We start from the raw sequence: 11,251 nt of genomic DNA, 5'->3' as shown, positions 1-11,251 counted from the left end.
TTCGGACGCTGCCCCTCCGCCCGTCCTAGATCTTCGCCGAGTGGACGCGTTGACCTCGGTTTCGCCGTTTCCGCCGGTCAAGGCGTCCACTCGGCGAGGGAGCTGATCGGGAGGGTGAGCGGCGTGGGCGGCCGGGGCGGCCGAGGGGTCGGGGCTCAGTCCGGTCGGGTCAGTTGAGTTCGGCTTCGAGGTCTCGGCGGACCCGGTGCAGCAGCAGGGTGTGGGCGGTGGCGCCCAGGTGTCCGGCCTCGTCCACGATCGCCAGCGCGACCGGGCTCGGTTCGGGCGTCCGGACCATGATCGCGCCGGTCGCGTGCTGGGGTCGCAGCCAACCATCGAGGAGCAGGACCTCGTCGACGAGCAGTTCGCGGGCCAGCGCGAGGGTGCCGGCGGCGGTCTCCGGAACCACCTCGGGGCGCCCGCCCCAGCCGAGCCGATCCCGGGATCGATCCAGGATGGCCAGGGCCGATTCCTCGGGCAGTTCGAGGAGCAGCCGCAATCCGGGCGCCGACACGTTGAGCGGGTAGCCGCCGTTCCACAGCGAGTGCACCCGGCCCCAGCGGGATCGCAACAGGTGCAGTACGTCGTGCTCCCAGAGCATGCTGAACGTAATCGTGATGTCGGGGTAGTCGTTGTTGCGGATGCTGGCCCGTACCGCGGTCTCGAGCTGAGCCAGGAAGGGCTGCCAGGCGAGCGCGTCCGCCAGCCCGAGGACCCCGAACGAGCACTCGAACCGGCCCTGCGCGCCCTTGCGGACGTACCCGGTCGAGATCAACACGGCCAGGCTTCTCGAGGCCGAACTCTGGTGGATGCCCAGCCGCGAGGCGAGCTCGGTCGCGGTCAGCGGTCCGTTTTCGGCAAGGAGCCGCAGCATCTGCAAGCCGCGCGCCAGTGACTGGTTGCCGCTGGCGCTCGCCGACTCGGTGGATGACGACACGGCACAACTCTGCCACTCCGAGCCGGTCGTCGGCCGATTCTTTAGACGAGCTGCAACGAAACGCGGTCGAGGGAACGCGCGGCGATCATGGAACAGCGATCAGCACCTGATCATGGAATCCGTGCTCGACCCTAGGAGGGTGGTGGCGAACGGTGGCGGCAGCGAGCGACGCCCAGGCACGCACTGGACTGCGTTGTCGTCGGTCGACGTAGAACACCGCTACGCCTCTCTCCTCCGCCGTGTCCAGTACGCACCTGAACGCCGCTCGCCACCACCGCCGTTCGCCACCACCCTCCTAGCGGTGATCGTCGTGGGTCAGGAGGTGCCGATGGTGTCCGCGACCGAGGCGAAGGCGCGACCGAGGGCGGTGTAGTCGTCGGGGCGGACGGCCTCGACGAAGTTCTCCCGTACGGCGCGTACGTGATCGGGCGCGGCCTCGCGGAGCAGCGTCCGGCCCTCGTCGGAGAGTTCGGCCCAGACGCCGCGCCGGTCGCTCGGGCAGGTGGCTCGGCGGACCAGACCGGCCCGCGCCATCCGGGTGATGGTGTGCGTCAGCCTGGACCGGGACTGGTGCACGGCCCGGGCCAGCTCGGACATCCGCAGCCGGTGGCCCTCGGACTCGGCGAGGACCACCAGGATCTCGTACTCCGCGAGGTCGACGCCGAAGCGCCGCAGTCCCGCGTCGAGCAGTTCGTTGAGCCGTGCGCTGCCGAGAAGGTACGCCCGCCAGACTCGCTGCTGCTCCTCGGTCAGCCAGACCGAATCCTTGCCGTCGTGGGTCACCGAACCCCCTTCCCTTCGTCACTCCACGGTAACCCCAAGAAGTTGACCATTCAACTTCCTTGACCTATCCTGAAGTCGTTGAAACCTCAACCAATCTCTCTGAGGAGTACATGACCATGAGCCACGACATTCAGGCCGAAGCCCTGACCGCGGGAACCTGGGCGATCGACACCTCCCACTCCGAGGTCGGCTTTTCGGTCCGGCACCTGATGTCGAAGGTCCGCGGCACGTTCGCGGACTTCAGTGGCGAGATCATCACCAAGTCCGACGATCCCACCGAGTCCTCGGTGAACGTCGCGATCAAGGTTCCGTCGATCTCGACCAACAACAGCCAGCGCGACGGGCACCTCAAGTCGACCGACTTCTTCGAGGCCGAGTCCGGCCAGGAGATCACCTTCGCCAGCACGGCGATCACGGCGAACGGCGACGGCTACACGATCGCGGGCGACCTGACCATCAACGGCGTGACCAAGTCCGTCGAGCTGGCCGCCGAGTTCCTCGGGGTTGCCGGCGACGCCTTCGGGGCCGTCCGGCTCGGCGCGGAGGCCAGCGTCACGATCAGCCGGGCCGACTACAAGGTCGACTTCAACGTCCCGCTCGAGGGCGACCGGCTGCTGATCGGCGACAAGGTCGACATCTCGATCACCCTCGAAGCCGTCAAGTCCTGACCGTCTCCTCGAACGCCTGGCGGCCCGTCCCGAGGTGGCGGGCCGCAAGCAGGCTGAGGACGCAGCGCGCCGTCGCGGCGAGGATGATCACCTGCACACTGCCGGAGACCACCTCGACCACGTCGTGCGGCGACCATTCGGTCACCGGGAACAGGTCGAACTTCCAGGGCGACACCAGGTAGGACGACACCAGGGTGAGCGCACTGGTGCCGAGCGCGATGCCGATGACGACCCGCGCCGAGGTGGCGGCATTCCGCTGCCGCCGGGCCTCAGTTCGAAGCCGCAGTACGGTGAGCAGGCCGCCGATGACCGCGCCGAAGGCCAGACTCCCGAACCAGTACGTGATCACGCCCGGACCGTGCGTCGCCCAGGCCCCCGCGGCCGGACCGGCGAGGCCCAGCGCGAACCAGCCGGTGATCGTCACCAGATAGCCGATGATGATCAGGCCGGCGGTGAGCCGGCAGAGCCTGGCCAGGGCCGCGTTGGCGGCCTCCGCGGCGACGCAGTCGATCGGGCCGAAGTCGGCCACCGCGCGCCGGGCCGCCTCAAGACCTCCGCAACCCGCCCGGCGGTACGCGTCGGCCGCGTCCGTCAGGCCGTCCCGTACCTCGCGCAGCAGCCCGGCCGGACGCAACGGCGGCGGCAGCCGGTGGGCCAGTTCCCCGACCGCCTCCGCGATCGGATCCCGCCGCGGCACGCCGAGCCTCATCGCACTTCTCCCAGCACCCGCCCGACGGCGCCGGCGAACGCCGACCATTCGTCCCGCTCGGCGGCCAGGGCCTTCTGCCCGGCGTTCGTCAGCCGGTAGGTCCGCCGCCGCCGGCCGTCCACGGTGGACCAGCGGCCGCTGATCCAGCCGGCCTCCTCGAGTCGCCGCAGCGCCGGGTAGACGGTTCCGGTCGGCAGCGCCAACGAGCCGCCCGAACGCACCTGCAGTGCCTCGATCACGGCGTACCCGTGCAGCGGTCCCTGTTCGATCACCGCAAGCAAGAGCCCGTCCAGGTGGCCCTTGACCCGATCGCTCGCCATGCCGGCAACTCTACGGGGGCTGGCAGGATGCACCTCGGCAGCGAGGGCAACAGGAAGGCCGGCGGTGGAGACCTTTGTCGTGTTCGATCTCGAGTTCACCTCCTGGCCGGGCGCCAATGCCGCGGACTGGTCGGCGCCGGGTCAGCTCCGGGAGATCATCCAGATCGCGGCGCTCCGACTGGCGGCGGAGACGTACGAGGTCGTCGACCGGTTCGAGGCCCTGGTCCGGCCGGTCCGGAATCCCGTGTTGTCGCCGTACGTGAGCGAACTGACCGGGATCGAGCAGGCCGCGGTCGACCGGGACGGCCGGCCGCCCGCGGAGGCGCTCGGCGCGTTCCTCGGCTTCTGCCGGCATCAGATCGTCGTCTCGTACGGCAACGACATGGTCGTCCTCGGCGAGAACGTCGGCTGGGCACGGGACCGCGGCGAGCAGGTGGCTAACGGCTTCCTGGGCGCCGGTTTCCTCAACCTTCGTCCGTTGATCAACTCCCTCGCGCCGGCCACCGCGACCGCGAACGTCGGCCGGCTCTGGTCCGTCCTCGGGCTGCCGCGGCCCGGCGTCGCGGGCGGCGAGCACTCGGCCCTGTTCGACTGCCACTCCCTGGCGGCCGCCCTGCGGCACCTGGGCCGTGACGGCTCCGGACCGGTGGCCCGGCTGATCGACGCGTCGGTGCGCGGCGCCGCCGGGCTCGGCGCCGTCGACCCACTGCCCTCATGATCAGGAAGCCAACTGGAACCTCTCGAACCGCTCCAGCTCGGCCTCGATCGAGGCCCGGTGCCGGCGCTCGGCGCCCCGGCCCACCCAGGTCCACTGCTGCACCAGCAGCGTGCCCCGGTCGCGGTCGGTCTTGAGGTCGATCACCGCGACGACCTCGTCGCCGACCAGCACGGGCAGGGCGAAGTAGCCGTACCGCCGCTTCGCCTTCGGCACGTACGCCTCGAAGACGTGCTCGTAGTCGAAGAACCGGGCGAGTCGCTTGCGCAGAATGATCAACGGGTCGAACGGTGACAGCACGTGCACCAGCTCTTGATCAAGGTCCGGCGTTGCGTCCAGGGTTGCCGGCTCGGCCCAGTGCGGCACCTTCTCGGCGCCGTCGATGATCACCGGCACCAGCCGGCCGCGTTTGACCCGCGTGTCGATCTCGGCCTGCACCGCCGCCTTCACCGGCGGCCGCTGCAGGTGGCAGGTCGAGTCGATGCTCACGACGCCCTGGGCGGTCAGCGCGCGGTCCAGTCGATGCGCGTGCTGCTGCCGCTCGGTGGCCGGCCGGGGCAGCTTGTCCCAGCCGAAGTGCCGGCCCAGGAGTTCGTACGTCTTCACCATGCCGATCCGCTCGCTGACCGTCACCTGGCCGCGGGAGAACGCCACCTGGAGCGCGGACTTCGACGGCTTCCGGCTGGCCCAGGCGTGCGTCTTCTCGACCAGCACGTCGTCCTTGATGTCACGGATCGTCAGCGCCCCCTCGTTCTTGATCAGCCGCAGCACCCGGCGCACGTCGTCCTCCGTCACGGTGCCGAACCACTGCTGGGCGGGATGGCGCCGGTCCCGCAGCATCGCGGGGACGGAGAACCGGAAGTCCCGCGTCGGCACGTAGGCGAGCGCGTGGGTCCAGAACTCGAAGACGGACTTGTCGATCGTCTGGGCGCGGTGCAGGTCGGCCCGCCGGTACTCCGGGATCCGGCTCCAGAGGATGTGGTGATGGCAGCGCTCGATCACGTGGATCGTGTCGATCTGCACGTAGCCCAGGTGCTCGACGGCCGCGCGGGTCGCCTCGGGCCCGGCGCCGAACGGTGCCCTGGTGTCGAGTCGCTGCGCCCGCATCCAGATCCGGCGGGCGGCGGTCTTGCTGAGCGTGCTGGCGGTCGGCATGACGTCACGCTACCGAGCGGCGCCGACACTTTGGGCCGAATCTGACCCGGGAGGTCGCGGGGGAGCGGGGTGCCGGATTCGGGGTGATCACCCATGGATGTGTAGAGAGCCTACTTATAGGGTCGGGGCGTGTCCGCATCCACGTCTCCGCAGGCGCCACCGACGGCGCCCCGCCCGAAACGCCGGGCGTTCTTCGTCGTCACCCTCGTCCTGCTCCGCCTCGTCGCCGTGCTGCACGTGTTCTTCGCGATCATGCAGCCGATCACGATCGGCCAGTACCTCAGCGGCTCCTTCGGCATGCTCGAGATGCACTCGGTCTTCGGCCACCTGCTCTCGGTGGCCGCCTTCCTGCTCGCCATCGTCGCCCTGCTGTACGCGATCGCCGGCGGCCGGGTCTGGATCCTGATCACGACGGTGCCGCTGTTCTTCGTCGAGGGTTTCCAGGTCGGCATGGGGTACGCCCGCCTGCTCGGCATCCACGTGCCGCTGGGCGTCGGCCTGGTCACCCTCGCGGTGCTGCTCGCGATCGCCGTGTTCCTGCCCTCGGCCGGCCGCGACCGAGGCCGCCGGGCCGCGCGGACGGCGACCGCCTCATGATCAGGAACCGGAGGGTCGTCAGCCGGCGCACGCTGCTGGTCGGCGGCCTCGGACTGGGCGTTGCCGGCGCGACCGTGCTGGCCGGCTGTGCCTCCGGCGAGGCACCGGAGCAGACGGCCCGGCTGCTGCCCAGCGCGGCGCCGCTGCCGGACCGGTTCAGCCGCCCGTTCGCCGTACCGCCGGTCAAACGACCCACCGGCAAGGCCGACGGTGCCACCCGGTACGAGATCACCCAGCGGGCCGCCACCGTCGAACTGCTGCCGGGACTGCGCACCGAGATCATGGGCTACGACGGCCTGCTGCCCGGCCCGACGATCAAGGCGCGCCGCGGCGAACGGGTGATCGTCCGACACCGCAACGAGCTCACCGTGCCGACGGTGACCCACCTGCACGGCGGGCACACCCCGGCGGCCAGCGACGGCTACCCGGTCGACCTGGTGCTGCCGGCCTCGGGTTCGTACGGGCACGGCCACCAGTCCCACACGGCCGACGGGGAGATCACCCGCGGCGTCCGCGACTACGAGTATCCCCATGATCAACGGGCCGCGACGCTCTGGTACCACGATCACCGGATGGACTTCACCGGGCCGCAGGTCTGGCGCGGCCTGGCCGGGCTGCATCTGATCACCGACGACGAGGAGGAGGCGCTGCCGCTGCCGGGCGGGGACCGGGACCTGCCGTTGCTGGTGATGGACCGGTCGTTCGCGGCCGACGGCTCGCTCGCGTACCCCTCGCTGGATCCCAACCTGGCTTCGATTCCCGGCGTGATCGAGGACTACTCGCCGGGCGTGCTCGGCGACGTGGTCCTGGTCAACGGGGTGCCCTGGCCGGTGCTCGAGGTGGACGCGGTGCGCTACCGGTTCCGGATCGTCAACGCGAGCAACGCCCGCCGCTACGAGTTCGCCCTGGACCCACCACCGCCGAGCGGGCCGGCGTTCGTCCAGGTGGGCAGCGACGGCGGCCTGCTGGCCGCTCCGGTCGAGCACAACGAGATCGTGGCCGCGCCGGCGGAACGGTTCGACGTGGTGATCGACTTCGCGGCCTACCCGGTCGGCACCGAGGTGACCATGATCAACAAGCTGGGTGTCGGCAGCACCGACGCGGTGCTGCGGTTCCGGGTGGTCCGCAAGGCCGCCGACGATTCGGCGATCCCGGCCAAGCTGAGCACGATCGAACCCCTCCGGCCGGGCCCGGACGCGCCGGTCCGGGAGTGGCGGTTCATCCGGGAGCGGAACGAGGGCCGGGCGCACTGGCGGATCAACGGCCTGGACTTCGACCCGGGACGGATGGACGCGGAGCCGCGGCTGGGCGAGGTCGAGATCTGGCGGTTCTACTCCGATCTGCACCATCCGGTGCACGTCCACCTGGACCCGTTCCAGGTGATCCGGCGGGGAAACCGGGAGCAGGGCCGGTTCGACGCCGGCTGGAAGGACACCGTCGACCTGCGGCCCTGGGAGACGGTCGAAGTGGCGGTCAGGTTCACCGATCACGCCGGGCGTTTCGTGCTGCACTGCCACAATCTGGAGCACGAGGACATGATGATGATGGCGGCCTTCCGGACGCTCCGTTGAGGTAACGAGTCGGATCCAACCCCGGTCCGGCCGGCGATCTTTGGCTACCCTCTGCATAGACCGAGCAGATGAGGTGGAGAGAGTGGCGGAGACCACGGGTGCAGAGCTGACCCGGCCGGCGTCGGTTGGCGCGATGCTGTTGGAGCGGGTCGAGAAGTCGGGAACCCAGGAGGCGTACCGGTATCTGGAGGGCGATCGCTGGGTCTCGTTGACCTGGCGGGAGACCAAGGACCGCGCGTACGTCATCGCCGCCGGACTGCTGGCGGTCGGCATCGAGCCGGAGGACCGGGTCGCGATCGCGTCGGGGACCCGGATGGAGTGGATCCTGGCCGACCTCGGCGTGATGTGCGCCGGTGCGGCGACGACCACGGTCTATCCGACCACCCAGCACGCGGACGTGGCCTACATCCTGTCCGACTCGGCGTCGCGGGTGATCTTCGCCGAGAACCCGGAGCAGGCCCGCAAGGTGCTGGACCACCGGGCCGAGCTGTCCCAGGTGATCGCGATCGTGTTGATCGACGGCGAGTTGGACGACGAACTGGTGATCACCTGGGCCGAGCTGGAGCGGCGCGGCCGGGAGTTCCTGGCCGAGCACCCGGAGTCGATCGACCACACGATCGGCGGCATCCGGCCGGAGCACCTGGCCACGTTGATCTACACCTCGGGCACCACCGGCCGGCCGAAGGGGGTCCGGCTGACCCAGGACTGCTGGACGTACGAGGGCGTGTCGATCGAGGCCTACGACCTGATCCACGCCGACGATCTTCAGTACCTCTGGCTGCCGCTGTCGCACGTGTTCGGCAAGGCGCTGATCACGATCCAGCTCCGGATCGGGTTCGCCACCGCGGTCGAAGGGGCGATCGACAAGATCGTCGACAACCTGGGCGTCGTGCAGCCGACCATGATGGCCGGCGCGCCGCGGATCTTCGAGAAGGTCCGGGCCCGGGTCATGATGGGTGCCTCGCACGGCCTGCGCGGCAAGATCTTCAACTGGGCCTTCGCCGTCGGCCGCAAGACGATCCCGATCCGGCTCGAGGGCCGGGAGCCGACCGGGCTGCTCGCGTTGCAGTACAAGCTGGCCGACAAGCTCGTGTTCAGCAAGCTGAAGGCGCGGATGGGTGGCCGGATCAGGTTCTTCGTGTCCGGGTCCGCGGCGCTCAGCCGCGAGGTGCAGGAGTGGTTCTACGCGGCCGGTCTGTTGATCTTGGAGGGGTACGGGCTGACCGAGACCAGCGCCGCCACGTTCGTCAACCACCGCAGGGCTCCGCGGCTCGGCACGGTCGGCCCGCCGGTGCCCGGCACCGAGGTCAAGATCGCCGAGGACGGCGAGATCCTGATCAAGGGACCGGGCGTCATGTCCGGCTACCACAACCAGCCCCAGGCGACCGCCGAGGTGCTCAGCGAGGACGGCTGGTTCGCGACCGGCGATCTTGGCGAACTGGATGATCACGGCTACCTGCGGATCACCGACCGCAAGAAGGATTTGATCAAGACCTCCGGCGGCAAGTACGTGGCGCCGCAGAAGGTGGAGGGCATCCTGGTCGCGGCCTGCCCGTACATCAGCCAGATCGTCGTGCACGGCGACGGCCGCAAGTACATCAGTGCGCTGATCACCCTCGACCCGGACGCGATCACCACCTGGGCCAAGGAGAACGAGGTCGAGTTCACCGACCTGGCCACCCTGGTCGAGCAGCCGGCGGTCCGGCAGCTGATCGACGGCTACGTCGAGGACGCCAACCGCTCGCTGGAACGTTGGGAGACGATCAAGCGGTTCGCCATCCTGCCCGGCGAGCTGAGCGTCGAGTCCGGCGAGGTGACGCCGAGCCTGAAGGTCCGCCGGAAGGCGGTCGAGCGCAAGTACTCCAGCCTGCTCGACGGCCTCTACGACGCCGACTGAGCCGGCCGGCCGGCGGCCAGGATCAGGCCGGCCAGCAGGGCCGTCCGCGGCGCCAGCTGATCGAGCAGGACGTGCTCGTCGTCGGCATGCGCGCCGCCGCCGACCGCGCCGAGCCCGTCCAGGGTCGGTGTGCCCACGGCGGCCGTGAAGTTCCCGTCCGACCCGCCGCCGACGGCGACCTCGGCCAGCGGCGGCAGCCCCAGTCGGCCGGCGAGTTCGCGTGCGGTGTCGTACCACCCGGCCGCCATCGTCCGGGCCAGCGGCGGCCGGCTGATCCCGCCGTGCACCCGTACCGTGGCGCCGGGGTGGACCGGCGTCAGCGCGGCGAACCGTTCGTGGATGCGTTGCTGGGCGGCGGCGTCGTCGGCCCGGACGTCGACCATCAGCTCGGCGCCCGCGGGCACGGTGTTCGTGGTGGTCCCGGCCGACAGCACGGTCGGCGTGACCGAGGCGCTCGGCTCGGCGAACTCGACGATCCGCAGCAGCTGCCGGGCCAGTTCGACGCCGGCGTTGACCCCGCGCTCCGGCTCCAGCCCGGCGTGTGCGGCCCGGCCGGCGACCTCGACCCGGTAGTTGGAGACCCCGCGCCGCGCGGTCTTCACCGCCCCGCCCGGTCCGGCGGCCTCCAGGACGAAGGCCGCGACCGCGTCCCGGGCCGCCGCCTCGATCAGCGGCCGTGAGGTGGCGGACCCGGTCTCCTCGTCGGCGGTGATCATGATCGTCACCGGCGCCGGCTCCGGCAACAGCGCCACCGCGTGGAACAGCTGGACCAGGCCGGCCTTCATGTCGAAGCAGCCCGGTCCGCGGGCCACCCGGCCGTCGGGCCCGGCCTCGACCCGCCAGGGCAACCGGGCCAGGGTGCCGACCGGCCACACGGTGTCGTGGTGCCCGAGCAGCAGCGCGGGCCGGCCGCCCGAGCCGAGCCGCCACCGCAGGTGCGGAAAGCCGTCCACGACGATCCGCTCCGCCGGCCGGCCCAGCAGCCGGGTCCCGATGCGGTCCACCAGGTCGGCGCTGTCCCGCAACCGGTCCGGGTCGGACGTCGGCGACTCGCAGCGCACCAGCGCCTCCAGGTCGGCGATCATGGCGGGCAGCCGCGCCTGGGCCGCCGCCAGCAGCCGTCGATCGGCATCGGTCCCGGATCCGTTGATCTCTGCCACACCTGAACGTTAGGCGACCCGAGGGCGTAGCCTCGCCCCGGTGGACGACGTGAGGCTCGGGTCTGGGTCACTGGCCGGGACCGGCGTGTACGCGGCGCGGGACTTCGCGGCCGGTGAGGTGGTGCTGGACTTCGAGCTCCGGGCGATCGACGAGAGCGAGTATCTGGCGTTGCCGCCGGGCGACGACCTCTTCGTGCACAGCTACGGCGGGCGGCGGTATCTCTACCCGGAGCCGGCCCGGTTCGTGAACCACGCCGACGACCCGACCTGCGTTCAGGACTTCGAGACGTCCCGCAACGTCGCGCTGCGGCCGATCGCGGCCGGCGAGCCGATCACGATCGACGCCCGGCAGGAGACCGCGCGGGAGCTGGACACCTTCCTGGACGCCTACCGGGCCGCCCTGGTCGAGCCGTCACCGGACGGCCTGGGCGGGTTGGTCGACCGCGACGCGGTCCTGTGGCGGTCCGGCACCGCGCACCGCGGGCGGGCGGCCGTCGTCGCAGCCCTGCTGGCCGGCGACCCGTTGCTGCCCGCCGGGCCGGAGTGGGAGGTCGGTACGGGCCGCTGGGAGGCTCTCTGTTCCGCCGGCGCCGGCGGCCGGCACCTGACCCTGCTGCTCAAGATCATCGAGGGCAACTGGCAGCTGCGCTACCTGCACCTCGACTGACGGTGATCAGTCGTCCAGCACGATCAGCTGGTAGCCGTCGATCCGCGGCAGCTCGATGATCACCCGCCCGTC

Annotated in this window: 12 protein-coding genes; 6 read left to right on the top strand and 6 right to left on the bottom strand. The window is 70.7% G+C overall.

The features are described 5' to 3' along the window. Window positions 1-169: 169 nt before the first annotated feature. Complete coding sequence (locus tag ACFQU4_RS17985; RefSeq protein WP_377494352.1) at window positions 170-937, bottom strand: helix-turn-helix domain-containing protein; 768 nt, start codon at window positions 935-937, stop codon at window positions 170-172. Window positions 938-1,252: 315 nt separating this feature from the next. Next, window positions 1,253-1,720 carry a MarR family winged helix-turn-helix transcriptional regulator gene (locus tag ACFQU4_RS17980; protein ID WP_377494350.1) on the bottom strand — a complete coding sequence of 156 codons (468 nt, stop codon included), beginning with the start codon at window positions 1,718-1,720 and terminating at the stop codon, window positions 1,253-1,255. 116 nt (window positions 1,721-1,836) lie between these two features. On the opposite strand from ACFQU4_RS17980, the gene ACFQU4_RS17975 reads away from it, so the two are divergent. Beyond that, window positions 1,837-2,388, top strand: coding sequence for a YceI family protein (locus tag ACFQU4_RS17975; RefSeq protein WP_377494348.1), 552 nt, complete (start codon window positions 1,837-1,839; stop codon window positions 2,386-2,388). Here ACFQU4_RS17975 and ACFQU4_RS17970 read toward each other — a convergent pair. Then, window positions 2,378-3,097, bottom strand: coding sequence for a hypothetical protein (locus tag ACFQU4_RS17970; protein WP_377494346.1), 720 nt, complete (start codon window positions 3,095-3,097; stop codon window positions 2,378-2,380). The two genes, ACFQU4_RS17975 and ACFQU4_RS17970, sit on opposite strands and share 11 nt — an antisense overlap. Next, on the bottom strand, window positions 3,094-3,417 hold the full coding sequence (locus ACFQU4_RS17965; RefSeq protein ID WP_377494344.1) for a PadR family transcriptional regulator: 324 nt from the start codon (window positions 3,415-3,417) through the stop codon (window positions 3,094-3,096). The genes ACFQU4_RS17970 and ACFQU4_RS17965 overlap by 4 nt, the downstream gene beginning before the upstream one ends. A 64-nt stretch (window positions 3,418-3,481) precedes the next feature. Between ACFQU4_RS17965 and ACFQU4_RS17960 the strand changes: the two genes are divergently transcribed. Then, window positions 3,482-4,135: a 3'-5' exonuclease gene (locus ACFQU4_RS17960; RefSeq protein WP_377494342.1), complete on the top strand. Its 654-nt coding sequence runs from the start codon at window positions 3,482-3,484 to the stop codon at window positions 4,133-4,135. Here the strand turns inward: ACFQU4_RS17960 and ACFQU4_RS17955 are convergent, their stop codons facing one another. Continuing rightward, window positions 4,136-5,287 carry a winged helix-turn-helix domain-containing protein gene (locus ACFQU4_RS17955; protein WP_377494340.1) on the bottom strand — a complete coding sequence of 384 codons (1,152 nt, stop codon included), beginning with the start codon at window positions 5,285-5,287 and terminating at the stop codon, window positions 4,136-4,138. Between the two features lie 129 nt (window positions 5,288-5,416). Between ACFQU4_RS17955 and ACFQU4_RS17950 the strand changes: the two genes are divergently transcribed. The 3 genes from ACFQU4_RS17950 to ACFQU4_RS17940 all read left to right on the top strand — a co-directional run bounded on the left by ACFQU4_RS17950 (window position 5,417) and on the right by ACFQU4_RS17940 (window position 9,352). Beyond that, window positions 5,417-5,884 carry a hypothetical protein gene (locus tag ACFQU4_RS17950; RefSeq protein ID WP_377494338.1) on the top strand — a complete coding sequence of 156 codons (468 nt, stop codon included), beginning with the start codon at window positions 5,417-5,419 and terminating at the stop codon, window positions 5,882-5,884. Beyond that, the gene (locus ACFQU4_RS17945) at window positions 5,881-7,455 is read left to right on the top strand and encodes a multicopper oxidase family protein (protein ID WP_377494336.1); all 1,575 of its coding nucleotides are present in this window, start codon (window positions 5,881-5,883) and stop codon (window positions 7,453-7,455) included. The genes ACFQU4_RS17950 and ACFQU4_RS17945 overlap by 4 nt, the downstream gene beginning before the upstream one ends. Window positions 7,456-7,537: 82 nt before the next feature. Further along, a complete protein-coding gene (locus ACFQU4_RS17940; RefSeq protein ID WP_377494334.1) occupies window positions 7,538-9,352 on the top strand; it encodes an AMP-dependent synthetase/ligase in 1,815 nt (604 codons plus the stop codon). Here the strand turns inward: ACFQU4_RS17940 and ACFQU4_RS17935 are convergent. After that, window positions 9,337-10,512, bottom strand: a complete 1,176-nt coding sequence (locus ACFQU4_RS17935) for a M20/M25/M40 family metallo-hydrolase (RefSeq protein WP_377494332.1) — start codon at window positions 10,510-10,512, stop codon at window positions 9,337-9,339. The two genes, ACFQU4_RS17940 and ACFQU4_RS17935, sit on opposite strands and share 16 nt — an antisense overlap. Before the next feature lie 40 nt (window positions 10,513-10,552). Here ACFQU4_RS17935 and ACFQU4_RS17930 point away from each other — a divergent pair, with 40 nt between their 5' ends. Then, entirely contained in the window at window positions 10,553-11,179 is a 627-nt protein-coding gene (locus ACFQU4_RS17930) for an SET domain-containing protein-lysine N-methyltransferase (RefSeq protein WP_377494330.1), read from the top strand. Window positions 11,180-11,251 lie beyond the last annotated feature (72 nt).

Origin of the sequence: Microlunatus sp. GCM10028923 (assembly GCF_042666975.1) — a bacterium.
In the GTDB taxonomy this organism is placed as follows: domain Bacteria; phylum Actinomycetota; class Actinomycetes; order Propionibacteriales; family Propionibacteriaceae; genus Microlunatus.
The sequence above is the reverse complement of the archived record's forward strand: the minus strand, read 5'-3'. Positions and strand labels throughout refer to the sequence as shown.

What these genes read in the sequence shown, in the direction of transcription:
- ACFQU4_RS17955 (WP_377494340.1), bottom strand. Translation starts at nt 5,287, where the DNA reads ATGCCGACCGCCAGCACGCTCAGCAAGACCGCCGCCCGCCGGATCTGG.
- ACFQU4_RS17945 (WP_377494336.1), top strand. Translation starts at nt 5,881, where the DNA reads ATGATCAGGAACCGGAGGGTCGTCAGCCGGCGCACGCTGCTGGTCGGC.
- ACFQU4_RS17975 (WP_377494348.1), top strand. Translation starts at nt 1,837, where the DNA reads ATGAGCCACGACATTCAGGCCGAAGCCCTGACCGCGGGAACCTGGGCG.
- ACFQU4_RS17965 (WP_377494344.1), bottom strand. Translation starts at nt 3,417, where the DNA reads ATGGCGAGCGATCGGGTCAAGGGCCACCTGGACGGGCTCTTGCTTGCG.
- ACFQU4_RS17970 (WP_377494346.1), bottom strand. Translation starts at nt 3,097, where the DNA reads ATGAGGCTCGGCGTGCCGCGGCGGGATCCGATCGCGGAGGCGGTCGGG.